Raw genomic sequence first — 24,635 nt, 5'->3', positions numbered from 1 at the left:
CCCCGTACGGCAACGGGAAGGGCCCCGGGGCGTGTTGCCCCGGGGCCCTTCCGTGTCCCTGCCCGTGTCTCCTGCCGGCCCGCTATTCGGTCTTGATGGCCGTCAGCATGTTCAGGCGGGCGGCGCTGCGGGCGGGCCACATGGCCGCCAGGACGCCGACCACACCGGCGAGCAGGAGGAAGATCCCGATCCGGTCCCACGGGAGGATCAGCTCGTAGTTCGGCATGGACTTCGCCATGGTGGTGCCGACCGCCCAGGCGAGGAAGACGCCGATGGCGACGCCCAGGGCCGCTCCGAAGAGCGAGATCACCACGGCCTCCAGGCGGATCATGTTCTTGACCCGGCTCCGGTCGAGACCGATCGCCCGCAGCATGCCGATCTCCTGGGTCCGCTCGAAGACGGACATCGCCAGGGTGTTGACCACGCCGAGCACCGAGATGATCAGCGCCATGCCGAGCAGGCCGTACATGACGTTCAGCATGGTGTTGATCATGCCGCCCATCTCGTTGCGCATGTCCTGCTGGGTGGCGACGTTGATGGCCGGGTTCTTGCCCAGCGCGTCGACGACCTTCTGCTGGCCGGCCTTGGACGCCCCGCCCTCGACGTTGACGTACACCTCGGAGACGGCGCTCTCGTCGGTGTGCTGGGTGAGGATCTTGTCGTCGAGGACGTACGGGGAGAGCAGGCCCTCCATGTCCTTGTAGACCGCGCCGACCTTGAGGGTGTCCTGCTTCCCGTCCTCGTACTTCACCTTGAGCGTGGAGCCGACGGCCAGGTTCTTGCTCTTCGCGGTCTTCTCGGCGACCAGGACCTCACCCTTGCCGAGGGAGTCCACCGAACCGCTGACGGTCTCGATGTTCAGCAGCTGGCCGATGGCGCTCGGGTTGACGCCGGACGCGGACCGGAAGTCGTCGCCGACCATGAAGTAGCCGGCCGTCTGCGGGGAGACCGCCTTGATGCCGGGGGCCTTGGTCAGGGCCTCGGCCACCGACTTGTCGAGGTAGCCCGTGCCGCCGGCCATGGAGACCTTGTAATCGGCCTTGAGCTTCTCGGTGCTCATCCGGTCGACGACCTTGCCGACGGTGATGCCGAGCACCGACAGGGTGGTGACCAGGGTCAGGCCGATCGCCAGGGAGGCGGCGGTGACGGCGGTGCGGCGCGGGTTGCGGACGGCGTTCTGGGCGGCCAGCTTGCCGGGGACCCCGAACACCTTCTGCAGCAGCGGGCGAACGGCCCCGATGACCGGCTTGGAGAGCAGCGGCAGCAGCACGATCATGCCGATGAGCATGAAGAAGGCGCCCGCGCCGATGGTCATGCGGCCGGTGTTGCCGCCCTCGGACACGCCGAGCACGACCAGGCCGATGCCGAGGACGCTGATGATCGAGCCGATGACGTTGCGCACGACCAGCGACTTCGCGGTGGACGGCAGGTGGGCGCTGCCCATGGCGGCGACCGGGGCGATCCGGCCGGTGCGCCAGGCGGGCAGCACCGCGGCGATCGTGGTGACCAGGATGCCGATGACCAGGGCCGCGATGATCGTGCCCGGGGCGATCACGATGTCACCGCCCGGGAGCTTGGCGCCGAGGGAGCCGATCACGGAGCGCATGCCGACCGCCAGGCCGATGCCGCTGATCAGGCCGACGACGGCGGACACGGCACCGACGACCAGGGCCTCGGCGAGCACCGAGCGCATGACCTGACCGCGGTTGGCGCCGACGGCGCGCAGCAGGGCCAGCTCCTTGGTGCGCTGGGTGACCAGCATGGTGAAGGTGTTGTAGATCAGGAAGATGCCGACGAAGAGCGAGATGCCGGCGAAGACGAGCAGCATGGTGCCCATCTGGCCGAGGCCCTCCTCGATGTTCTTGGCCTGCTTCGCGGCGAGGGCCGCGCCCGTCTGCGCCTCGGTGTGCTTGCCGTCGACCAGCGGCTTGATGTCGGAGAGCAGCTTGTCGGCGGAGGTGCCGTCCTTGGCCCCGACCGACATCTCCTGGAAGTAGCCCGGCTTGAGGTAGAGCTCCTGGGCGACCTTGGTCTCGAAGAGCACCAGGCTGCCGCCGGCCTGGACGGCGCCGTCCTCGGTGGTGAAGACGCCGGCGAGGGAGTACTCCTTGACCGGGCCGTTGGTCGCGACGCGGACCTTGTCGCCGACCTTGTACTTGCCCGCGTCCGCGGTCGCCTCGTCGAGCGCGATCTCGTCAGCCTTGGCCGGCCCGGCGCCCTGCGCGAAGGTGTAGCGCGGGTCCTTGCCGTCCTTGACGGGCGTGTAGTTGGCGCCCTGGTTGGACCAGCCGGAGCCGATCAGCTTGCCGTTCTCGTCACCGACGCCGGCGAAGCCCGTGACGCGTCCGGAGACCGATGCGACGCCCGGGAGCGCCTTGACCTTGTCGAGGGTGGCCTGGCTCAGGCCCGGCTCGCCCTCCTTCTCGCCCTGGTCGTTGCGGCCCTGGCCGTACGAGGTGACGGAGACGGCCACGCCCGCGTAGTCCTTGGCGGACTGGCCGGAGAGGGACTTCTTGAGTGTGTCGGTGAAGACGAGGGTGCCTGAGACGAAAGCGACGCCGAGGGTGACGGCGAGCACCGTCATCAGCAGCCGGGCCTTGTGCGCGAGGACGTTGCGCAGGGCTGTACGGAACATGGGTTTCGAGTCCTGGGGCTGGAAGTCTGGAGGAGGGCTGCGGAGGCGTTCCGGGTCAGCTGGTGCGGCCCTTGGCGTCGAAGGCCTTCATGCGGTCGAGCACGCCGTCGGCGGAGGGGCTGATCATCTCGTCGACGATGCGGCCGTCGGCGAGGAAGATGACGCGGTCCGCGTAGGAGGCGGCGACCGGGTCGTGGGTGACCATCACGACGGTCTGGCCGAGCTCGCGGACGGAGTTGCGCAGGAAGCCGAGGACCTCGGCGCCGGAGCGGGAGTCGAGGTTTCCGGTCGGCTCGTCACCGAAGATGATCTCGGGTCGGGAGGCCAGGGCGCGGGCCACGGCCACGCGCTGCTGCTGGCCGCCGGAGAGCTGGGTCGGGCGGTGGCCCAGACGGTCGGAGAGGCCGACCATGCGGATCACGTTGTCCAGCCACTGCCGGTCGGGCTTGCGGCCGGCGATGTCCATGGGCAGCGTGATGTTCTCCAGGGCCGTCAGGGTCGGCAGCAGGTTGAAGGCCTGGAAGATGAAGCCGATCTTGTCCCGGCGCAGCTGGGTCAGCTGCTTGTCCTTGAGGGTGCTCAGCTCGGTCTCGCCGATGCGGACGGAGCCGCCGGAGAAGGTGTCCAGGCCGGCGACGCAGTGCATCAGCGTGGACTTGCCGGAGCCGGAGGGGCCCATGATCGCGGTGAACTGCCCCTGGCCGAAGTCGACGGAGACGTTGTCCAGGGCGACCACCTGGGTCTCGCCCTGGCCGTACACCTTGGAGAGCTGGGTGGCGCGGGCGGCCACGGCCTGGGTGGTGTGGGGGGCGTAGTTCGTGGTGGTCACAGGGGGACTCCTGTCGAGCGGGGCGGCCGCGGACTGCGGACGTGCGGGACGTATCCATCCTCACGGCGCCCACCGCGCTCCGGATCAGCCGAGGTGCCCGTTCTCCGGCCCACTGGAGGCTGACCGGGAGCCGGTCCGCCTCCTCCTTTGGTATGACACGAACCCCGAGAAAGGGGCGCGGCGGCGGGGGTGGCGCGCGGGGTGGCGGCGGCGGTGGCGGCAGCGGTGGCGCGGAGCCTGCGCGGGCCATCGAAATTACGTCATTCCCAGGGCGCCGGTGATCGTCGGGCACGGGCGCCCAGACCGGGCCGACCCTGCGTTCTTGGGCCTGACGATCCCTCAGGCGCCAATAAAATCAGACAACATCGGAATGACGGCCGAACGGCCGACTAGGTGTTCCCGATAGGCTCGACGCAGCGTTCATGGCTTTTACGCGGGGGCTGCTGGGCCTTGCCCGGATGGTGGAATGCAGACACGGCGAGCTTAAACCTCGCTGGCCTTAGGGTCGTGCCGGTTCGAGTCCGGCTTCGGGCACTCCCGCAGCGTCCCCCGAATCCCCTGCGGCTTCGCCGCGCCTCCTCCTAAGATCCTCCTCCAGCAGTAGGGTGCTTTCTTTGCGAGCACATTACTCTTGTTGCAAGGCCGCGCAGGGTGGCCATGGAGGAGTGAGATGAGGAGCAGTAACCCGGTCTTCTCGCGACGGGGGTTCAGCCGCGACGCCGGCGGCCACGCGGGCTTCGGCGCGCCGCAGCAGGCGCAGGCCGGGACCGCGACCAACCCGTACGCGACGAACCCTTACGCGACCGACCCGACCACCGGCATGCCGCAGGCTCCGGCCCGCGGCAGCGTGATGACGATCGACGACGTCGTGAGCCGTACGGCCATGACGCTCGGTGTCCTCGCCATCACGGCGACGCTCTCGTGGCTCACGCTGCCGGTCGACCCGGCCAACGTCGGCAAGTCGTACGCCATCGCCATCGGCGCCATGCTCGTCGCCTTCGTGCTGGTGATCGTCCAGGCGTTCAAGCGCAAGCCCGTCCCCGCGCTGATCCTGGGTTACGCGGCCTTCGAAGGCGTGTTCCTCGGCGTCTTCAGCGCCATCATGAGCACCTACGTCGGCGACGGCGGGGGCGTGGTCGTCCAGGCCGTGCTCGGCACGATCTGCGTGTTCGCCGGCGTGCTGGTCGCGTACAAGATGGGCTGGATCCGCGTCACCCGCCGGTTCTACGGCTTCGTGATGGCCGCCGCCGTGGGCTTCATGCTGCTCATGCTGGCGAACCTGCTGTTCTCGGTCTTCGCGGGCGGTGACGGCCTCGGCTTCCGCAGCGGCGGCCTCGGCATCCTGTTCGGCGTCATCGGCGTCATCCTCGGCGCCTGCTTCCTCGCCCTCGACTTCAAGCAGGTCGAGGACGGCGTGACGTACGGCGCCCCGCGCGAGGAGGCCTGGCTGGCGGCTCTCGGCCTCACCACCACCCTGGTGTGGATCTACATGGAGATGCTGCGGCTCTTCTCGATCCTCTCCGGCAACGACTAGCCGTACCGGCGCACACCGCCCACCCGGCAGCAGGGAAGGCCCCGCGAGCACACCGCTCGCGGGGCCTTCCCGCGTCGTGGAAGGGAGTACGGATCGGGGGCAGGGAATCGGGGGGTCGGTCAGGACGCGGGGCTCAGCCGAATTTTCTCGCCGCCCTGCGCAGGTCGTACTCGTGGATGATCGCCTTGGCCTGGCCGTACGACAGGTCGTGCGCGCCGCGCAGCCAGCTGACCTTCTCCTCGAACCGGACGAGGGAGGGGCCGTCGTCCACGGCGCGGAGCCAGTCGGACACGTCACGACCGGTGGTCAGGGGGATTCTGTCGATCATGTTGCGGTGGGTCTGCTCGGAGAACTCTACGGACATGGGCGCCTCCGGAAATATCGCCGTGCTGTTCTCTTCACGCCACCGTGCCGGAGAGTTCGCCCGTTGGCAATGGCGCCCGGGCGCCGCGTAAGGTCGGCCGGGTGCTCGATACTTCGCCCCTGACCGCCGTCGTGGAACGTTTCGCCGACCGGCTGCGGGCCGCGCCGCAGAGCCGGCTCCAGCGCGGAGCCGCCGCCGAGGCGCTGGAAGCCGCCCGGGAACTCTCCGTACGGGCGCAGCGGCTGGAGGACCCGGACGGGGCGGCCGGACCGCGGCTGATGCCGGAGGCGGGGATCTTCGTCGTCGGGGACCAGCTGGCGGTGGCCGGACAGGACCTCGCACAGGCGCTGCGCGCCGCGGCGGCCGGCCCCGGCGCGGGCCCGGACGGCGCGAAGGCCCCGTCCGAGGAGCTGGACGAGGCCGTGCGGCTGGTGGAGCGGGCGGAAGTCAGAGCGATGCGATGACGCGGTCCGCGAGGATGTAGACGTTGTTCTCGGGGTCCTCGGAGTCACCGCAGGAGAAGGTCAGCGCGTAGGCGCCGGAAATGCCGGAGCCGCCCAGCAGCACCGGCGCGGTGCCCGAGCGCAGGGCCTCGGCGAGGCGCTCCGCGGTCTCCCGGTGGCCCGGGGTCATGCACAGCGTGGTGCCGTCGGTGAAGACGTACACGTCCAGGGTGCCGAGCGGGCCCGGACGGACGTCCGCGAGGGCCGTACGGGCCTCCGCGAGCTCCTCCAGGCGGCTGACGGTGCGCTCGTGCTCGGCGCCCGGGTGCGAGGCCTGTACGGGGACGAAATCGGGGTGCGAGGGGTGGCGCCGGCGGGCGGCGGCCAGCTCGGCCGAATCCTCCGGGTACGCCGGGTAGTCGTCGAGCTCCTCGCCGAGCACGGCCTCCAGGCCGACCATGTCCGCCTGCCGGGGGAGGAAGAGCGGGCTGTCCTCGCCCAGGCCCGTCAGACCGCCCAGCAGGGACGTGGGGGCCTCGCCGGCGAAGAGGGGCGAGGCGTCGGCGCCGTCGCGGGCCTCCTGCGCGGCCCAGAAGGCCCGCGCCTCGGCGAGCTCGCGCTCGCGCTCCTCGGCCAGCGCCTCGGCCACGGCGGCCCGTATTTCGGCGGCGGGGGACTCCACGGCGCTGCGGGCGTGCGGCACGGCAGCACCACGGGGGTGGGCCGACACCGTCAGCTCACCGCGCAGGGCCGTGACCTGCTTGCGCAGGGCGTGGACGGCGTGCAGGGCAGCAGCGCCGACGGCCGTGGCAGCGGCCGTGGTCAGCAGCAGGGCAAGAGACATGGCGCTCACTGACTAACTCCTGGTTGATTCGATCCCCCGACTTCCTACATCAGCTTGACCCGACCTGGGAATGGCATGCAGTGCATTACGTCATCAAATGGACAGGTCTTTGTGCCCGCGACGCCCGAGCGCATGCCGCTTGACCTGGCTAAATACCGCTCCCCCAGGACAAAGGTCACATCCTGGGGGAGATTCGGTCACAGGTAGGCCGCGACGGGATTGGAATCGGTGTCAGTACGCCGCAAGGGATCCAGCGGATTCCTTGCGGCGCCTGGCCGTCTTCTTGATCAGCTCAGGCTCAGCTCAGCCGCTCGATGACCATGGCCATGCCCTGGCCACCACCCACACACATCGTTTCCAGACCGAACTGCTTGTCGTGGAACTGCAGGCTGTTGATCAGGGTGCCGGTGATGCGGGCACCGGTCATTCCGAACGGGTGGCCGACGGCGATGGCGCCGCCGTTGACGTTCAGCTTCTCCAGCGGGATCTCCAGGTCCCGGTAGGAGGGGATGACCTGGGCCGCGAAGGCCTCGTTGATCTCGAACAGGTCGATGTCGCCGACGGTCAGGCCCGCCCGCTTCAGCGCCTGCTTCGACGCCTCGACCGGGCCCAGGCCCATGATCTCGGGGGACAGGGCGGTCACGCCGGTGGAGACAATCCGCGCCAGCGGGGTCAGGCCCAGCTCCCGCGCCTTGGTGTCGCTCATGATGACCAGCGCGGCGGCGCCGTCGTTGAGCGGGCAGCAGTTGGCGGCCGTGACCAGGCCGTCGGGGCGGAAGACCGGCTTCAGGCCCTGGACGCCCTCCAGCGTGACACCGGCGCGGGGGCCGTCGTCGGTGGAGACGACCGTGCCGTCCGGGGTGGTGACCGGGGTGATCTCGCGGGCCCAGAAGCCGTTCTTGATGGCCTCTTCGGCGAGGTTCTGCGAACGGACGCCGAACTCGTCCATGTCCTGGCGGGTCACGCCCTTGAGGCGGGCCAGGTTCTCGGCGGTCTGCCCCATCGCGATGTACGCGTCGGGGACCAGGCCGTCCTCGCGCGGGTCGTGCCAGGACGCGCCCTCGCTCTGCGCCACGGCGGCCGTACGGGCCTCCGCGTCGGTGAAGAACGGGTTGTGGGTGTCCGGCAGGCCGTCCGAGGAGCCCTTCACGGAGCGGGAGACCGCCTCGACGCCCGCGGAGATGAAGACGTCGCCCTCGCCCGCCTTGATGGCGTGCAGGGCCATCCGGGAGGTCTGGAGCGAGGAGGAGCAGTACCGGGTGATCGTGCTGCCGGGCAGGTAGTCCATGCCCATCTGCACGGCCACGATGCGGCCCAGGTTGTGGCCCTGCTCGCCGCCGGGGAGACCGCAGCCGAGCATCAGGTCGTCGATGTCGCGCGGGTCCAGCTCGGGGACCTTGGCGAGGGCCGCCTGGATGATCGTGGCCGTCAGGTCGTCCGGCCGGACGTCCTTGAGGGACCCCTTGAAGGCGCGCCCGATCGGAGAACGGGCGGTCGAAACGATGACGGCTTCGGGCATCGGGGCTCCAAGGGGTTTGAGTTGCGGCTCATATCGGGACCGCATGCGAAGTTACCGGCCCGTACCGTCGAGGTCACCGGCCTTGGCATGTGATGAGGGTCGCTTCGGTCCGCCGCCGTCCTGCGCGGACCCCCCGGAGGGGCCCTCCTCGTGCTCCTCGTGCTCCGCGGGCTGGCCGATCTCCGGCCGGCTGGGCACCCGCCGGCGGCGCCGGTGCTTGAGCAGGGCCCAGGGGGCGCGGGCGGCCGTGACCTCCGTACCCGCCTCCCCGGCCGCCGCGGACGCCGCCTCGGCCACGGGGAGGATGTCCTCGTCGCGGGTGTGGTCCAGCCGGTCCGACTCGGGCCACACGCCCAGCGCGGCGCACACGGTGGGCAGCACGGCCATCGCCGCGGTCGCGTACCCCTCGGCGGAGGGGTGGTAGGAGTCCGGGCCGAACATCTCGCGCGGGTTCGCGGCGAACTCCGGCCCGAGCAGGTCACCCATCGAGACCGTACGGCCGCCCAGCGCGATCACCCCGATCGTCTGGGCGGCGGCCAGCTGGCGCGAGACGCGGCGGGCCATCCAGCGCAGCGGCTGGTAGACCGGCTCAATCGTGCCCAGGTCGGGACAGGTGCCGACCACGACCTCGGCGCCGGCCAGCCGCAGCCTGCGGACGGCGGCCGTGAGCAGGCGCACCGACTGGGTCGGGGGCATCCGGCGGGTCACGTCGTTGGCGCCGATCATGATCACCGCCACGTCCGGGGGCGGGGTGTCATCCTGGAGGAGCAGGCCCGTCTGGCGGTCGAGGTCGTCCGACATCGCCCCCGACAGGGCCACGTTCCGCAGCTCCACGGGCCGCTCGGCCACCGCCGCGAGGCCCGAGGCCAGCAGGGCGCCCGGGGTCTGCCTCGCCCGCCGCACACCTAGCCCGGCGGCCGTGGAATCGCCCAGCATGGCCAGCCGCAGCGGGCCCGGGCTCCGCTCCGGCCCGCCGAACTCGCTCCCGTACAGGCCGTCGGCGCGCGGCGGATCCGGCAGTCCGGTCCCCACCGTCCGCTTCGCGAACTGCAACTCGGCCACCACCACACCGACCGCGGCGACCCCGATGAGCCCGATACCGCCACCGCCGTAAGCCGCTCCCGCCGCGATCCGGCGGGCCGTCCTCGCTCTGGACACCCTGCGGGCCACCTCGCTTCCTGCCTGGCCTCGATGAGCTACCTGCCCCGTAGTGCCGGTCGGCCAATCCCTTTCCGCATACTCTGGCCGGACCTCCCGGAGAACCCGTGGAGTCCCCTCCTTGGAGAACATGGTGCAATTCCACGACTCGATGATCAGCCTCGTCGGCAACACCCCGCTGGTGAAGCTCAACCGTGTGACCGAAGGCCTCCAGGCCACCGTGCTCGCAAAGGTCGAGTACTTCAATCCCGGCGGATCCGTGAAGGACCGGATCGCCGTTCGGATGATCGAGGCGGCCGAGCAGAGCGGAGCCCTCAAGCCCGGCGGCACCATCGTGGAGCCGACCAGCGGCAACACGGGTGTAGGACTCGCCATCGTGGCCCAGCAGAAGGGCTACAAGTGCATCTTCGTCTGCCCTGACAAGGTGTCCATGGACAAGATCAACGTGATGCGCGCGTACGGCGCCGAGGTCGTGGTCTGCCCGACCGCCGTCGACCCCGAGCACCCGGACTCGTACTACAACGTGTCCGACCGCCTCGCGCGCGAGCCCGGCGCCTGGAAGCCCGACCAGTACAGCAACCCGAACAACCCCCGTTCGCACTACGAGACCACCGGTCCCGAGCTGTGGGAGCAGACGGACGGGAAGATCACGCACTTCGTCGCCGGCGTCGGCACGGGCGGCACGATCTCCGGCACCGGCAACTACCTCAAGGAGGTGTCCGGCGGCCAGGTCAAGGTCATCGGCGCCGACCCCGAGGGCTCGGTCTACTCCGGCGGCTCCGGCCGCCCGTACCTCGTCGAGGGCGTCGGCGAGGACTTCTGGCCCACCGCCTACGACCCGAACGTCACGGACGAGATCATCGCGGTGTCCGACAAGGACTCCTTCCAGATGACCCGCCGCCTGGCGAAGGAGGAGGGCCTGCTGGTCGGCGGCTCCTGCGGCATGGCCGTGGTGGCCGCGCTGCGCGCCGCCGAGGGGCTCGGCCCGGACGACGTGGTCGTCGTCCTGCTGCCGGACAGCGGCCGCGGCTACCTCAGCAAGATCTTCAGCGACGAGTGGATGGCCGGTCACGGCTTCCTGGAGGAGGCGGGCCCCGCGGCCCGCATCGGCGACGTGCTCGCGGACAAGGAGGGCGGCATCCCGTCCCTCGTCCACATGCACCCCGAGGAGACCGTGGGCGAGGCCATCGAGGTCCTGCGCGAGTACGGCGTCTCGCAGATGCCGATCGTCAAGCCGGGCGCGGGCCACCCGGACGTGATGGCGGCCGAGGTCATCGGCTCCGTCGTCGAGAAGGAGCTGCTGGCGGCGCTGTTCGCGCAGCGGGCCTCGCTGACCGACCCGCTGGAGAAGCACATGAGCTCCCCGCTGCCGCAGGTCGGCTCGGGCGAGCCGGTGTCGGAGCTGATGGCGGTCCTGGGCGAGGCCGACGCGGCGATCGTCCTGGTCGAGGGCAAGCCGACCGGCGTGGTGAGCCGTCAGGACCTGCTGGCGTTCCTGGCGAAGGCACCGAAGTAGCCGCACAAACGGTACGGGGCCGACACGTGACGGCAGCACCGGCTTAACACGGCTCCGGCACAGTGGTGGTTGTCGGCGGGGGAGACCCGGCCGGCAACCACCGACTGGCGTCGGCGCGAATCCGGAGCGGCTCCCGGACCGCGGGGGCGCCGAGGGACACGGCCGGCCCTGACCCGGCCCGTGTCCTTCGCGGGGACCGCCGTCGTCCCGCCCCCGGGCAACCGGGGTGCGGCGGTCCCCGCCGACTTCTCCCACCCCGCCCCTGGCGCCTCAAACGCCGGCGAGGCTGGATGTTCCGCCCTCTGAGGCGCCGCTGCCGGGGCCAGCCCCCAGACCCCCGCGCCTCAAACGCCGGCGGGGCTGGAGTGGCACCGGCGAGGCTGGAGTGGCGCCGGCGTGGCTGGAATGGCGCCGGCGGGGGGCTGGAATCACAGGGCTCGGTCGGTGACGGGGGTGGGGTGGGGTGTTGGCCGGGACGTAAAACGTGATTTGTGGCGCGGGGTACCGCCGCACGGCGGATGAGCCCGACCAGGCGCCATAAATCATGCAGTCCCGGACGACACCCCACCCCACCCCCGGCGCCGGCCCCGGTCCACGGCCCCGGTCAGGCGGCGTCCACCACCTTGGCGCGGCCGCGCGGCGACCTGGCGTGGACGAGGTTCACCGCCACGATCCCCGCCCACACCACCACCAGCCCGCTCAGGCGGGCCTGGGCCGCGCCGATCGCGGACAGGGGGACCGCCAGGACCAGCGTGACGATCGCGAATCCGAAGCGCTCCCCGAACGTGCCCGAACCCGGCACGGTGCCGCTGGCGGGTGCCGGTGCCGGCCCCCCGCCGCGCGCGGCGCCCAGCCGTTCCTCCGCCAGCCGCCGCCGGACCTGCGTGTCGACCTTCTCGACGAAGGACTCCACCAGCGCGGACTCGTACTCGGAACCCAGCTCCCGCCGCGCTTCCAACGTGGCATCGAGTTCCCGCTTCAGCTCTTGGCGCTCCATCCCCCCACCGTAGGAAGCGGCCGGAGCCCCCGCACTGGGGCTACCCCCCGTCTCGCGGAGCGACCGCCGCTTGCCGTCCCTGCATAACCGCATGCAGAGTGCTCCGTAAGTGAATATTCACCGGTACGGGGACGGAGGGGACGGGATGAGCGACAGCCCGGCCGCGCGGCTGCAGAAGCTGTTCGAGGGGCACCGGCTGACACCCACCCAGCGACGGATCGCGCACTGCATGGTGCGCGGAGCGGCCGAGGTGCCGTTCCTGTCGAGCGTGGAGCTCGCGGAGCTGGCGGGGGTGAGCCAGCCGTCGGTGACCCGGTTCGCGGTGGCGCTCGGCTTCGACGGCTATCCGGCGCTGCGCCGGCACCTTCGCGAGGTGGCGCCCGCCGAGCGCCCGGAGGCCGCGGGCGAGGACGCGTACAACGAGTACCAGCAGGCCGTCCAGGGCGAGATCGAGAACCTGCGCCGGCTGTCGGCGATGCTCGCCGACCCCGCGCCCGTCCAGGAGGCCGGCCGGCTGCTCGCCGGGTCGAGCCCGCTGCCGGTGCTCGGGCTGCGCGCCGCGTCCTCGCAGGCGCGGGGGTTCGCGTACTTCGCCGCCAAGGTGCATCCCGACGTACGGCTCCTCGACGAGGGCGGCTCGATGCTCGCCGACCGGATCGACGCCTGCGTCACCGCCGGCGCCTCCGCGCTGCTGTGCTTCGCGCTGCCGCGGCACCCCCGGGAGGTCGTGGAGGCCCTGGAGCACGGCCGGGCGGCCGGGCTGACGGTCGTCACCGTCGCGGACTCCGCCTTCGCCCCCGTGGCCCGCGACTCGGACCTGCTGATCCCGGCGCCGGTCGGGACCGGCCTCGCCTTCGACACGGCCTGCGCGCCGATGCTGCTGGGCCGGGTGCTGCTGGAGGCCATGGCGGACGCCCTCCCGGACGCACAGGCCCGCCTGGAAGCCTTCGACGCGGGGGCCGCTGCCCGCGGCCTGTTCGTGGAGTAGGGGGGCGGCATCGCGGCGCGCCGGCGCGGCGGACCCCCAAAGCAGACGGCGGAGGCATCGCGGCGCGGCGTCGGCGGAACCGAGGCGCGGCGGCGCAGCGGCGCCGAGGGCGCCGGACCCCCAGAGCGGGCGGCGGCGTCGCGGCGCGGCGGGGGCGGGCGGGCTCCAGCGTGCGGGCGGCCCCGCGGCCCGGGCTCAGAGCAGGGCGGCCCCGTACCCGCCGCCCGCCTCGGCGACGATCTCCGCCAGGGTCTGCGCGGGCCGCGCCAGGCCGAAGCGGACCTCGCCCCGCCGCCCGACGCGGAAGCCGTACACGGCGGGCCTCGGCAGGCTGTTGTAGCCGTAGTGGGCGGTGAAGAAGTACGCGCCGGTGTCCGGTACGCCGATCAGGTCCCCCGGGAACAGCTCCGGCAGCTCCCGGGCCGTGGCCAGCAGGTCGCCCGCGAAGCAGGCCGGCCCCGCGATGTCCTGCGCGACGACGGGGGCGGCGGGGGCTCCCGGCTTCGGGGCGCCCCCGGCGTCGTACGGCAGGATCCGCAGCGGCCAGGCCGCCGGGGCGTACACCGTACGGGTGGCCAGCTGCACTCCCGCGTGGGTGAGGGCGATGGGGCGGCCGCCGGTGGACTTGGTGTACTCCACCCGCGCCAGCACCAGGCCGTGCTTGGCCAGCAGGGACCGGCCGAACTCCGTCACCAGCCCGTACGAGCCGTCGAACAGGCCCGGCGCGGCCGCCCGCAGCTCCGCCACGTACTGGGCGTAGCCCGGGGTCCGCTCGTCGGAGGCGAAGTTCACCGGCAGGCCCCCGCCGATGTCGAGGGTGTCGATCTGCCGGCGCCCGGCCGCCGCGTTGATCTCCTCGGCCAGCGCGTGCAGCTCCCGTACGCCCTCCGCGATCAGGGCCAGCGGGACGCCCTGCGAGCCCGAGTGGGTGTGCAGCCGGGTGATCCAGGGGCGCTCCGCGCAGGCCCGTACCAGCCAGGCACGGGCGCCCCCGTCGCGCAGCGGCACGCCGAACTTGGAGGTGGCGGTCGCCGTGGACAGGGCGTCGATGGTGCCCGCCCCCGTCTGCGGGTTGACGCGGATCCCGATCGGCGAGGACAGCGGTCCCGCGCCGGCCAGCGCGTCGATCCGCTCCAGCTCCTGCCGGTTGTCGGCGTTGACCGCGATCCCCAGCGCCAGCGCCTCGCGCAGCTCCCGGGGGGTCTTGGCGGGGGAGTCCAGCACCATCCGCTCCGGTGCGACCCCGGCCGCCCGGGCCAGCGCCAGCTCCCCGGGGCTGGCCACCTCGCAGCCGAGGCCGGCCTCCGCGAGCAGCCGCAGTACGGGGACCAGCGGGGCGGCCTTCACCGCGAAGGCGTGCAGCACCGGGGTGCCCGGCGGCAGCGCGGCCGCGAACGCGGCGGTGAGCTCGGCGGCCGAGGCCCGGATTCCGGCCACGTCCAGCAGGCAGACCAGCGGCTCCGCGTCCTCCGCCCCGCCCACCAGGCCCTGCTCGACGGCGGCCCGTACGGCCAGGTCGCGGCGGGCGGCGGCGTCCGCCGCGTCCGCCGCCGTGTGCGTCTCGACAGCCATGGTGAAGAGCCAATCATCCGACGCGTCCGCCCGCAGCTGTTGACTGGATCTATTCAGGGAGCGAGGATGTGAATAGATTGACCAACATCGGAGGAGGCACCGCCATGTCAGGACCCCGCCCCGTACGGGCAGCGCGAGGCACGCAGCTCAGCACCCTGGGATGGCAGCAGGAGGCGGCCCTGCGGATGCTCCAGAACAACCTGGACCCCGAGGTCGCCGAGCACCCCGACAAGCTGGTCGTCTACGGCGGCACCGGCAAGGCCGCGCGCGACTGGCGCTCCTTCGACGCGATGGTGCGCACGCTGCGGACGCTGAAGCAGGACGAGACGATGCTCGTCCAGTCCGGCCGCCCCGTCGGCGTGATGCAGACCCACGAGTGGGCCCCGCGCGTCCTGCTCGCCAACTCCAACCTCGTCGGCGACTGGGCCAACTGGGAGGAGTTCCGCCGCCTGGAGTCCCTCGGCCTCACCATGTACGGGCAGATGACCGCCGGTTCGTGGATCTACATCGGCACCCAGGGCATCCTCCAGGGCACGTACGAGACCTTCGCCGCCGTCGCCGCGAAGAAGTTCAACGGCACCCTCGCGGGCACCATCACCCTCACCGCCGGCCTCGGCGGCATGGGCGGCGCCCAGCCGCTGGCCGTCACCATGAACGACGGCGTCGCCATCTGCATCGACGTCGACCCGCGCGCCATCGAGCGCCGCATCGAGCACCGCTACCTCGACGTCAAGGCCGACGACCTGGCGCACGCGCTCCGGCTCGCCGTCGAGGCCCGCGACGCCCGCAAGCCGCTCTCCATCGGCCTCCTCGGCAACGCGGCCGAGCTGCTCCCGCAGATGCTCGCCGAGGGCGCCCCGATCGACATCGTCACGGACCAGACCTCCGCGCACGACCCGCTGGCCTACTGCCCCGTCGGCGTCGCCTTCGAGGACATGGCCTCCTACGCGGCCGAGAAGCCCGCCGACTTCACCCAGCGGGCCCGCGAGTCGATGGCCCGGCACGTCGAGGCCATGGTCGGCTTCATGGACGCGGGCGCCGAGGTCTTCGACTACGGCAACTCCATCCGCGGCGAGGCCCAGCTGGCCGGCTACGACCGCGCCTTCGACTTCCCCGGCTTCGTCCCCGCCTACATCCGGCCGCTGTTCTGCGAGGGCAAGGGCCCCTTCCGCTGGGCGGCGCTGTCCGGCGAGGCCTCGGACATCCACAAGACCGACAAGGCGATGCTCGAACTCTTCCCGGAGAACGAGTCCCTGCACCGCTGGATCAAGATGGCGGGCGAGCGCGTCCACTTCCAGGGCCTGCCGGCGCGCATCTGCTGGCTCGGCTACGGCGAGCGCGACAAGGCGGGCGAGCGCTTCAACGAGATGGTCGCCGACGGCACCCTCGCGGCCCCGCTGGCCATCGGCCGCGACCACCTGGACTGCGGCTCCGTCGCCTCCCCGTACCGCGAGACGGAGGCCATGCTCGACGGCTCCGACGCGATCGCCGACTGGCCGCTGCTGAACGCCATGGTCAACGTCGCCTCCGGCGCCTCCTGGGTCTCCATCCACCACGGCGGCGGCGTCGGCATGGGCCGCTCGATCCACGCCGGGCAGGTCACGGTCGCCGACGGCACCAAGCTCGCCGGCGAGAAGATCCGCCGCGTCCTCACCAACGACCCCGGCATGGGCGTCATCCGCCACGTCGACGCCGGCTACGACATCGCCGAGACGGTGGCCGACGAGCGCGGCGTCCGCATCCCCATGCGCGAGGGCGACGACGCGTGAGCGACAACCCCGCAGGGGCGGCCTCGTTCCACACCATGTGGGACGAGCTCGCCCCCATCGGCCGCCATCCGGACACCGGCGGATACCGCCGCTACGCCTGGACCGGGGCCGACGCCGACTGCCGGACCTGGTTCCAGGCCCAGGCCGAGGCCCGCGGCCTCACCTACGAGACCGACCGCAACGGCAACCAGTGGGCCTGGCTCGGCGACCCCCTCGCGGGCGACGCCGTCGTCACCGGCTCCCACCTGGACTCCGTCCCCGACGGCGGCGCCTTCGACGGCCCGCTCGGCGTGGTGTCCTCCTTCGCGGCCCTGGACGAACTCCGCAGGAGGGGCGCGGCGTTCTCCAGGCCGCTGGCCATCACCAACTTCGGCGACGAGGAAGGGGCCCGGTTCGGCCTCGCCTGCGTCGGCTCCCGGCTCGCCGCCGGCCAGCTGACCAAGGAGAAGGCGTACGAACTCCGCGACGCGGACGGCATCCGGCTGCCCGAGGCGATGGAGGCCGCCGGATACGACCCCCAGGCCATCGGGGCCGACCCCGAACGGCTGGCCCGGATCGGCGCCTTCGTCGAACTCCACGTGGAACAGGGCCGGGCCCTGGACCTGTCCGGCGACCGCGTCGGCATCGCGTCCGCGATCTGGCCGCACGGCCGCTGGCGGTTCGACTTCCACGGCGAGGCCAACCACGCCGGCACCACCCGCCTGGTGGACCGCCACGACCCGATGCTCACGTACGCGTCGACCGTCCTCGCGGCCCGCTCCGAAGCGGCCCTCGCCGGGGCCGTCGCCACCTTCGGGAAGATCTCGGTCGAGCCCAACGGGGTCAACGCCATCCCCTCGCTGGTGCGCGGCTGGCTCGACTCCCGGGCCGCCGACCAGGCCACCCTCGACACCGTGGTCACCGCGATCGAGAAGGCCGCCCGCGAGCGCGCCGACCAGGACGGCATCGACCTCGCCGTCGTCCGGGAGTCCTTCACCCCGGTCGTCGAGTTCGAGCACGCCCTGCGCGACGAGATGAACCGGATCCTGGGCGGGGCCGTCCCCGTCCTCGGCACGGGGGCGGGACACGACGCCGGAATCCTCTCCGCCGCCGTTCCGACCGCCATGCTGTTCGTACGGAACCCGACCGGCGTCTCCCACTCCCCGCGGGAGTTCGCCGCCGAGGACGACTGCGTGGCCGGCGTCCTCGCCCTCGCCGACGTACTGGAAGGCCTGGCATGTCGCTGACGACGTACTGGCTGGAGCACGCCTGGCTCGGCACCCACGTCGAGCCGGGCGTCGCCCTGGAGGCGGGCGGGGACGGCCGGATCACCGCCCTGCGCACCGGCGTCGAGACCCCGCCGCCGGGAGCCGAGGTACTGCGGGGGCTGACGGTCCCGGGTCTGGCGAACGCCCACTCCCACGCCTTCCACCGGGCGCTGCGCTCGGTGGTCCAGGTCGGCTCGGGCACCTTCTGGACCTGGCGCGACGTCATGTACAAGGTCGCCCAGAACCTCACCCCCGACAGCTACTTCGCGCTGGCCCGCGCCGTGTACGCGGAAATGGCGCTGGCCGGCATCACCAACGTCGGCGAGTTCCACTACGTCCACCACGCGCCCGGCGGCGCCCCCTACGCCGACCCGAACGCGATGGGCGAGGCCCTGATCGAGGCGGCCGCCGCCGCGGGCATCCGGATCACCCTGCTCGACACGGCGTACCTGTCGGCCGGCTTCGGCCAGGCCCCGAACCCGCACCAGCTGCGGTTCTCCGACGGGACGGCCGACGCCTGGGCCGAGCGCGTCAGCGCCCTGAAGCCCCGCGCGCACGCCCTGATCGGCGCCGCGATCCACTCGGTGCGCGCCGTACCGGCGGGGCAGCTGGCGACGGTCGCCGGATGGGCCGAGGAGCGGCGGGCCCCGCTGCACGTGCACCTCTCCGAGCAGACCGCCGAGAACGACGCCTGCCAGGAAGCCCACGGGCGCACCCCGACCCAGCTGCTCGCCGACCACGGCGTGCTCGGGCCGCGGACCACCGGTGTCCACAACACCCACCTCACCGACATCGACATCGCACTCCTCGGCGGCACCACCACCGGCACCTGTATGTGCCCCACCACCGAACGCGACCTCGCGGACGGCATCGGCCCGGCCGGCCGGCTCCAGCACGCGGGCAGCCCGCTCTCCCTCGGCAGCGACAGCCACGCGGTGATCGACCTGCTGGAGGAGGCCCGGGCGATGGAGCTCAACGAGCGGCTGCGCAGCCGCACCCGGGGCCACTGGACGGCGAACGCGCTGCTGACCGCCGCCACCGCCGACGGCCACGCGGCGCTGGGCCTGGCGGACGCGGGCCGGCTGGAGGCGGGGGCGCTCGCGGACTTCACCACGATCGCCCTCGACTCCGTCCGTACGGCGGGTGCGGTGCCGCGGCTCGGCGCCGAGACGGCGGTGTTCGCGGCGACCGCCGCCGATGTCCGCCACACCGTCGTCGGCGGCCGCCACATCGTCCGAGACGGCGCCCACACCCTCGTCCCGGACGTCCCGTCCGCCCTGTCCGAGTCCATCGCGGCACTGCGAGCCTGACGTTGCCGCTTCCCCACCCCGCCCCTTCCCGAAACCGGGGCTCCGCCCCGGACCCCGCGCCTCAAACGCCGGCGAGGCTGCAATTCAGCCCGTCCGGCGTTTGAGGACCGGGTCCGGGCGGAGCCCGGGAAACGGAGAGAGGGCGGGGCGGGGAGAGCAACCTGGAGAGGAACCATGACCACCACCGCAATCACCAACATCGGCAGCCTCGTCACCAACGACCCGGCCCTCGGAGACGGCAGCCCCCTCGGCCTGATCCAGGACGCCGCCGTCGTCATCGACGGCGAGACCGTCGCCTGGGTCGGCCCCGCCGACGGGGCTCCGGCGGCGGACACCGTGTTCGACGCGGCCGGCCGCGCCGTCATCCCCGGCTTCGTGGACTCCCACTCGCACCTCGTCTTCGCCGGCGACCGCACCGCCGAGTTCAACGCCCGGATGTCCGGCCGCAGCTACTCCGCCGGCGGCATCCGCACCACCGTCGCCGCCACCCGCGCCGCCACCGACGCGGAGCTGGAAGCCAATCTGGTGCGTCACCTCGACGAGGCCCGCCGCCAGGGCACCACCACCTTCGAGACCAAGTCCGGCTACGGCCTCACCGTCGCCGACGAGGCCCGCGCCCTGCGCATCGCTGCCGCGCACACCGAGGAGGTCACCTACCTCGGCGCGCACATCGTGTCCCCGGACTACGCCGAGGACCCGGCCGGCTACGTCGACCTCGTCACCGGCGAGATGCTGACCGCCTGCGCCCCGTACGCCCGCTGGGTCGACGTGTTCTGCGAGAAGGGCGCCTTCGACGGCGACCAGGCCCGCGCGATCCTCACCGCCGGCGCCGCCGCCGGGCTGATCCCGCGCGTCCACGCCAACCAGCTCTCGTACGGTCCCGGCGTCCAGCTCGCCGTGGAGCTCGAAGCGGCCTCCGCCGACCACTGCACCCACCTCACCGACGCCGATGTCGACGCCCTCGCGCAGGCCGCGGACACCACCGTCGCGACCCTGCTGCCCGGCGCCGAGTTCTCCACCCGCGCCCAGTGGCCCGACGCCCGCCGCCTCATCGACGCGGGTGCCACCGTCGCGCTGTCGACCGACTGCAACCCCGGTTCCTCCTACACGAGTTCGATGCCGTTCTGCATCGCGCTCGCCGTCCGGGACATGCGGATGACCCCCGACGAGGCCCTCTGGTCCGCGACCGCCGGCGGCGCCCGCGCCCTGCGCCGCTCCGACGTGGGCGTCGTGACCCCCGGCGCCCGCGCCGACCTGGCGCTCCTGGACGCCCCGAGCCACGTCCACCTCGCCTACCGGCCCGGTGTCCCGCTGGTCTCCGCCGTCTGGCAGCGGGGTGTCCGCGCCGTCTGAACCGCCCCCGCCCCGCACGGACATGGCCTGAATCCAGGCGGCCGACAGGCCGTGGATCCAGGCCTGTCCCGTGTCTTCCCTCCGTAAGGCCCCCGGCGTACCTTGAGCCACCATCTGATGTGTCGTCAGTAACTTGTGGCCTGAGGGGAAGACGAAGGTGTCCCACCGGAAACGCTCCACCGCGCTGGCGCCCGCGCTCGCGCTGGCCTCGGCGCTGGCCGGACCGGCGGTCCTGCTGGCCGCCCCCGCGGCCCATGCGGCCGTCGTCGACGTCGCCTACGCCTGTGTGACCCCGATCGGGGACAAGTCGGCCGTCTCGCCCATCGACATCAAGGCCGTCAAGGAAGGCGCCGGCTACAAGCTGACGATGTCCTTCCAGAAGGGCGTCTCGTCCAGCCCCGTCGAACTCGGCAAGGGCGCGATGAGCCCCAGCGCCGTCATCCAGGTGGGCGGCGCCGAGAAGGCCACGGTGGCGGTGACCGGACCGCCCAACCCCGAGGCGGTGCCCGCCAACACCCCCATCAAGATCACCGACCTGTCCGGCACCTACACCCCGAAGAAGAGCGGCAAGGTCACCTTCACCGCGGGCGTGCTCACCATCAAGGCGCTGGGCACCACCACCACCTGCACCCCCGGCAACGGCCCGGGGCCCTCCCTGGAGCTGGACGTCACCGGATCCGGCGGAGCCCCCGAGGCGCCCGGAGCCCCGGAGGCCCCCGAAGCCCTCCCGCAGACCGGCCCCACCGACTCCGCCCTCGCCCTCGGCACCCTCGGCGCCACCGTGCTGCTCACCGGCGCGGCCGGGGTGCTCTGGCTGACCCGGCGCGGCGGGCGGGCCCGGTCCTGAACGGAGCACCCCCGGCCATGCCCGTGCTCCACACGCTCCTCCGGCTCGGCGCGCCGCTCCTGGCGGCCGCCGCTCTCCCCACCGTCCCCGCGCCCCCGGCCGCCGCCGCGTCCGCCGTCTCAGCCGCTCCCGCTGCCGCCGCCGTCTCCGTGCCCGCCGCCGCCTTCGCCGAGGAGCCCGGCTGGCGCGCCGAACCCGTCTCCGGGAGCGAGGGCTCCGCCGTCCGCCCGTACTTCTACCTGGCCGGCCCGCCCGGCACCGTCCTGGAGGACCGGCTCGCCCTGGTCAACACCACCGGCCAGGAGCACACCGTCACCCTGCGCGGGGCCGACGCCCACAACACGGCGGGCGGCGCCCTCGTGGTGCGCCCCGCCCGGGAGTCCACCGACGCCGGCTCCTGGATCAGCTTCGGAGCCGGGACCACCGTGAAGCTCCCCCCGCGCACCCGCGCCGTGGTCCCCTTCACCGTCACCGTGCCGCCCGCGTCCCCGCCCGGGGACCACCCGGCCGCCGTGGTGGCCACCGAGGCCGGCCGCGAGGTGGGCGTACGGGTCCACCTGCGCGTCAGCGGCCCCGCGCTGGCCGCCCTCACCGTCGAGGACGTGGCCGTACGGGGCCGGGGCGCGGGCCGCGCCATCTCGTACACCCTGGTCAACCGGGGCAACGTGACCCTCGCCCCGCGGCTCGCGATCCGCGCCGAGGGCCGGTTCGGCGAGGTCGCCGGGCCCGCCCCGCGCGCCGTGCCCGTGGAGCTCCTGCCCGGCCGGCGGGTGGCGCTGACCGAGCCCTGGCCCGGCGCGCCGGTGCTCGACCGGGTCGAACTCACCCTCACCGTCACCGCCCCCGGCGGCGCCCGGGCCACGGCCGCCGCCTCGGTGTGGTGCGTGCCCTGGGGGATCGCCGGCCGCACGGGCGCCGGGCTGCTCGCCCTCGGCGGGGCGACCCCGGCCGCGCTGGTCCTCGTACGGATCCGGCGTACCCGGCGCGCGCGGCGCGAGCCGGCCGACGCGACCGCGACCGCGCCCGTACGGACCCCAGCACCGGACCACGAGTTGACGGGAGCATCCAGGTGAGCGCCAAGGCCGACGGGAAAGCCCGGGGGAGCGCGGCGGGCGCCGCGTCCCGGCTCGGGGCCCTCCTCGCGGCGGGGCTGGCGGTGTGCGCCCTGGCCCTGCTCCCGGCGGCCCCGGCGTCGGCCACCGCCACCGCCACCGCCACCGCCACCGCCGCCGCCGCCGACAAGCCGGCCGTGGCGCTCTCGCTCCAGGAGGCCGCCAAGGGCACGGAGCTCGGCGTCACCGGCACCGGCTGGCCAGCCAAGACGCTGGTGATGCTGCTGGTCTGCGGGCAGAACATGATCGGCGGCACCAACAGCTGCGCCAACTCCGACGGCGTCGCGGTCGCCGTCGCCGCCGACGGGCGCTTCACCGCCCGGCTGCGGGTGGTGGCGCCGCCCAAGCCCTGCCCCTGCGTCGTGAACGTCACCTCGGTCAACGGTGACCAGTCCACGGTCGCCGCCCCCGTCAAGATCACCGGCCACCCGGTGGCCGCGCTGCCCGAGGAGAGCGGCACGGCCCGCCTCGCCCTGCTCACCGGCGTCCGGCTCCAGGGCGAGGACGGGGTGCTGACCTGGTTCGGCGCCCCGCCCGCCCGGACGTTCACGGTCACCGTCGGCAACCTCGGCTCGGCCCCCGTCAAGGACCCGGTCTTCCAGCTCGGCACCGCCCACGGAGTCTTCGCCCCCGGGTGGGAGGAGGTCCGCTGGAAGGGCACGATCCCGCCCGGCGGCAAGGCGGAGGTCAAGCTGAACGTCACCCTGTCCGCCGGCGCCCACGGGGACTACACGGTCTCCCTCAAGTACGGGGACAAGGTCATGGCGACCCAGCCCTGGGGCGTGGACCGCCCGTACGGGGTGGTGCTGTTCTGGGGCCTGCTCCTGCTGGTGATCCCGGCCGCGGTGTTCCGCGTCGGCATGGCCGTCGTGGACCGGGTCCGGCCGCGCCCGGCGCCGCCCGCCCACCGTCGCCGGGGCGTGAACTCCCCCGCGGGGGCGGCCGCGGTGACGGCCCGGCTGCCGGGGCTCCCGGCCGTACGGGGCTCCGCGCCGCCCCGTACCGGGCCGCCGGCCGGACCCCCCGAGACCCCCACGGCGGTCCTGCCGTGGTTCACCCCGGACAGCGCGCCGGAGACAGCACCACAGACGTCCGCACCGTCTGAGAACCGATCGACGACGAAGGGACATTCGTGAAGACCCAACGGAGGGTGAGCGCGGCCGTGGTCGCGCTGCTGCTCGGCGGCGCCGGCATCGCCATGGGGGCCACCCCTGCCCAGGCTGCCGAGACCGCGTTCACGGTCAAGTGCGTGCCGCCGGCCGGCGGCGGCAGCCCGGTGGAGGGCGAGACCACCGCCAAGATCGACGCCCCGGCCTCGGCCAAGGTCGGCGACGAGGTCGACGTGTCCTGGGAGACGGTGAAGCCCGCCTCGAACAACACCGACCTCATGGACATCCCGCAGGACTCGGTCCAGCCCACCGGCTGGATCACGGTGGGCGGCGGGGGAGGTGAGCTGAAGGTCGTCGGGGAGAAGAAGAACCCGCCGATCCCGAAGAAGGCCCCCATGCGGATGTCGACGATGAAGGGCAAGTTGAAGCTCACCAAAGCCGGCAAGATCACCCTGACCCCCGGCAAGTACGAGGTGGCCGTCACCTTCTCCTTCGGCACCTTCGTCACCAAGTGCGCGCCGACGGGCAGCGTGGGCGCCGGGGCCACCATCGACGTGACGGCGGGCTCCGGCAGCGGCGGCAGCACCGGCGGCGGCTCGACGAGTGGCGGCTCCACCAGTGGCGGCGGCACCAGTGGCGGCAGCACCAGCGGGGGCGGTTCGACGAGCGGCGGCTCCACCGGCGGCTCCACCGGCGGCAGTACGGGCGGCTCCACCAGCGGCTCCACCGGCGGCTCCACCGGCGGCTCGACCGGCGGCTCGACCGGCGGCGGTACGAGCGGTGGCGGCGGCGGTCAGACCGACTTCCCGGGCAAGCCCGTGGAGGTCTCCTTCGACTGCGGCCCGGTCGTCCCCGGCGGCATCAAGACCCCGGTCACCATCAGCGCCAAGAAGAACGGCGGCGCCTACGACCTGACCGTCAAGACGGCGAAGGGCGCGATGGCCAGCCCGATGGCCCTTCCGGCGGGGGCCCTCAAGCCCTCGATGAACGTCAAGCTCGGCGGCGCCGACTCCGGCACGGTCAAGGTGGCCGGCCCGGCCAACGCGGAGCCCATCCCGGACAAGGCCCCGGTCAGCCTCAGCGACATGACCGGCACCTACAAGCCCGGCAAGAGCGGCAAGGTCACGCTGAGCCCGGACCAGCTGACGATCGACGTCACGATGGCCCCGGGCGCCACGCCCATCAACGTGCCCTGCAAGGCGGCCAGCAGCGGCGTCTCGCTGGAGCTGGACACCACCGCCCAGCCGGGCGGCTCCGGCTCGCCGTCCACCACCGGCAGCACCACCGGCAGCACCGACAACACCACCGGCAACCTCGCCGAGACCGGCGCGCGGGACGCGGGCGGCGTCCGGGCCCTCGCCCTGGTCGCCGGCACGGTGGTCCTGCTGGGCGCGGCCGTGTTCACCTTCACCCCCTGGCGCCGTCTGCGCGGCACCAGGTAGGTCCGTAGGCCCGTACGCCCGCAAGTCCGCAAGCCCGTACAAGAGAG

Annotated in this window: 20 protein-coding genes and 1 tRNA gene; 13 read left to right on the top strand and 8 right to left on the bottom strand. The window is 72.9% G+C overall.

The window, feature by feature from the left end:
- Nucleotides 1–82: 82 nt before the first annotated feature.
- Together EES41_RS15230 and EES41_RS15225 are read right to left on the bottom strand one after the other, a co-directional pair.
- A complete protein-coding gene (locus tag EES41_RS15230; protein ID WP_123078821.1) occupies nucleotides 83–2,635 on the bottom strand; it encodes an ABC transporter permease in 2,553 nt (850 codons plus the stop codon).
- Between the two features lie 55 nt (nucleotides 2,636–2,690).
- Nucleotides 2,691–3,464 (bottom strand): ABC transporter ATP-binding protein, encoded by a 774-nt coding sequence (locus EES41_RS15225; RefSeq protein ID WP_123078819.1) that lies wholly within the window; start codon nucleotides 3,462–3,464, stop codon nucleotides 2,691–2,693.
- Nucleotides 3,465–3,916: 452 nt separating this feature from the next.
- Here EES41_RS15225 and EES41_RS15220 point away from each other — a divergent pair.
- A tRNA-Leu gene (locus tag EES41_RS15220) sits at nucleotides 3,917–3,998 on the top strand.
- Between the two features lie 136 nt (nucleotides 3,999–4,134).
- Entirely contained in the window at nucleotides 4,135–4,998 is an 864-nt protein-coding gene (locus tag EES41_RS15215) for a Bax inhibitor-1/YccA family protein (RefSeq protein WP_123078817.1), read from the top strand.
- A 133-nt stretch (nucleotides 4,999–5,131) separates the two neighbouring features.
- Here the strand turns inward: EES41_RS15215 and EES41_RS15210 are convergent, their stop codons facing one another.
- The gene (locus tag EES41_RS15210) at nucleotides 5,132–5,362 is read right to left on the bottom strand and encodes a DUF4287 domain-containing protein (protein WP_008741750.1); all 231 of its coding nucleotides are present in this window, start codon (nucleotides 5,360–5,362) and stop codon (nucleotides 5,132–5,134) included.
- A gap of 101 nt (nucleotides 5,363–5,463) precedes the next feature.
- On the opposite strand from EES41_RS15210, the gene EES41_RS15205 reads away from it, so the two are divergent.
- Nucleotides 5,464–5,826, top strand: a complete 363-nt coding sequence (locus EES41_RS15205; RefSeq protein WP_123078815.1) for a hypothetical protein — start codon at nucleotides 5,464–5,466, stop codon at nucleotides 5,824–5,826.
- Here the strand turns inward: EES41_RS15205 and EES41_RS15200 are convergent.
- The 3 genes from EES41_RS15200 to EES41_RS15190 all read right to left on the bottom strand — a co-directional run bounded on the left by EES41_RS15200 (nucleotide 5,810) and on the right by EES41_RS15190 (nucleotide 9,326).
- Nucleotides 5,810–6,649, bottom strand: coding sequence for a hypothetical protein (locus EES41_RS15200; protein ID WP_174261813.1), 840 nt, complete (start codon nucleotides 6,647–6,649; stop codon nucleotides 5,810–5,812). The genes EES41_RS15205 and EES41_RS15200 overlap by 17 nt on opposite strands.
- A 298-nt stretch (nucleotides 6,650–6,947) precedes the next feature.
- Nucleotides 6,948–8,168, bottom strand: a complete 1,221-nt coding sequence (locus EES41_RS15195; protein ID WP_073778572.1) for an acetyl-CoA C-acetyltransferase — start codon at nucleotides 8,166–8,168, stop codon at nucleotides 6,948–6,950.
- A 51-nt stretch (nucleotides 8,169–8,219) separates the two neighbouring features.
- Nucleotides 8,220–9,326 (bottom strand): SGNH/GDSL hydrolase family protein, encoded by a 1,107-nt coding sequence (locus tag EES41_RS15190; RefSeq protein ID WP_214353479.1) that lies wholly within the window; start codon nucleotides 9,324–9,326, stop codon nucleotides 8,220–8,222.
- Nucleotides 9,327–9,459: 133 nt separating this feature from the next.
- Here EES41_RS15190 and EES41_RS15185 point away from each other — a divergent pair, with 133 nt between their 5' ends.
- Nucleotides 9,460–10,842 (top strand): cystathionine beta-synthase, encoded by a 1,383-nt coding sequence (locus EES41_RS15185; RefSeq protein WP_123082472.1) that lies wholly within the window; start codon nucleotides 9,460–9,462, stop codon nucleotides 10,840–10,842.
- A gap of 604 nt (nucleotides 10,843–11,446) precedes the next feature.
- Here the strand turns inward: EES41_RS15185 and EES41_RS15180 are convergent.
- Entirely contained in the window at nucleotides 11,447–11,839 is a 393-nt protein-coding gene (locus EES41_RS15180) for a hypothetical protein (RefSeq protein ID WP_123078813.1), read from the bottom strand.
- A gap of 145 nt (nucleotides 11,840–11,984) precedes the next feature.
- Here EES41_RS15180 and EES41_RS15175 point away from each other — a divergent pair, with 145 nt between their 5' ends.
- Entirely contained in the window at nucleotides 11,985–12,827 is an 843-nt protein-coding gene (locus EES41_RS15175) for a MurR/RpiR family transcriptional regulator (RefSeq protein WP_073778576.1), read from the top strand.
- Nucleotides 12,828–13,022: 195 nt separating this feature from the next.
- Here the strand turns inward: EES41_RS15175 and EES41_RS15170 are convergent, their stop codons facing one another.
- Entirely contained in the window at nucleotides 13,023–14,399 is a 1,377-nt protein-coding gene (locus tag EES41_RS15170; RefSeq protein ID WP_123078811.1) for a diaminopimelate decarboxylase, read from the bottom strand.
- A 104-nt stretch (nucleotides 14,400–14,503) separates the two neighbouring features.
- On the opposite strand from EES41_RS15170, the gene hutU reads away from it, so the two are divergent.
- The 8 genes from hutU (at nucleotide 14,504) to EES41_RS15130 (ending at nucleotide 24,588) form a co-directional block, all read left to right on the top strand.
- Nucleotides 14,504–16,168 carry a urocanate hydratase gene (gene hutU, locus EES41_RS15165; RefSeq protein ID WP_123078809.1) on the top strand — a complete coding sequence of 555 codons (1,665 nt, stop codon included), beginning with the start codon at nucleotides 14,504–14,506 and terminating at the stop codon, nucleotides 16,166–16,168.
- A gap of 35 nt (nucleotides 16,169–16,203) precedes the next feature.
- Nucleotides 16,204–17,394, top strand: coding sequence for an allantoate amidohydrolase (locus EES41_RS15160; protein WP_123082471.1), 1,191 nt, complete (start codon nucleotides 16,204–16,206; stop codon nucleotides 17,392–17,394).
- Complete coding sequence (locus tag EES41_RS15155; protein WP_123078807.1) at nucleotides 17,385–18,725, top strand: formimidoylglutamate deiminase; 1,341 nt, start codon at nucleotides 17,385–17,387, stop codon at nucleotides 18,723–18,725. The genes EES41_RS15160 and EES41_RS15155 overlap by 10 nt, the downstream gene beginning before the upstream one ends.
- Before the next feature lie 174 nt (nucleotides 18,726–18,899).
- Nucleotides 18,900–20,078 (top strand): imidazolonepropionase, encoded by a 1,179-nt coding sequence (hutI, locus tag EES41_RS15150; RefSeq protein ID WP_123078805.1) that lies wholly within the window; start codon nucleotides 18,900–18,902, stop codon nucleotides 20,076–20,078.
- A gap of 157 nt (nucleotides 20,079–20,235) precedes the next feature.
- Nucleotides 20,236–20,925, top strand: coding sequence for an LPXTG cell wall anchor domain-containing protein (locus EES41_RS15145; RefSeq protein ID WP_123078803.1), 690 nt, complete (start codon nucleotides 20,236–20,238; stop codon nucleotides 20,923–20,925).
- Between the two features lie 17 nt (nucleotides 20,926–20,942).
- Nucleotides 20,943–21,998 (top strand): hypothetical protein, encoded by a 1,056-nt coding sequence (locus EES41_RS15140; protein WP_302186158.1) that lies wholly within the window; start codon nucleotides 20,943–20,945, stop codon nucleotides 21,996–21,998.
- Between the two features lie 77 nt (nucleotides 21,999–22,075).
- Nucleotides 22,076–23,173, top strand: a complete 1,098-nt coding sequence (locus EES41_RS15135) for a hypothetical protein (RefSeq protein WP_123082469.1) — start codon at nucleotides 22,076–22,078, stop codon at nucleotides 23,171–23,173.
- Entirely contained in the window at nucleotides 23,170–24,588 is a 1,419-nt protein-coding gene (locus EES41_RS15130) for a hypothetical protein (protein WP_164495838.1), read from the top strand. The genes EES41_RS15135 and EES41_RS15130 overlap by 4 nt, the downstream gene beginning before the upstream one ends.
- Nucleotides 24,589–24,635: the final 47 nt, after the last annotated feature.

The sequence above is a fragment of the Streptomyces sp. ADI95-16 genome (genome assembly GCF_003721495.1).
Classification (GTDB): Bacteria; Actinomycetota; Actinomycetes; order Streptomycetales; family Streptomycetaceae; genus Streptomyces; species Streptomyces goshikiensis.
This window is presented reverse-complemented; position numbering and strand designations above follow the sequence as displayed.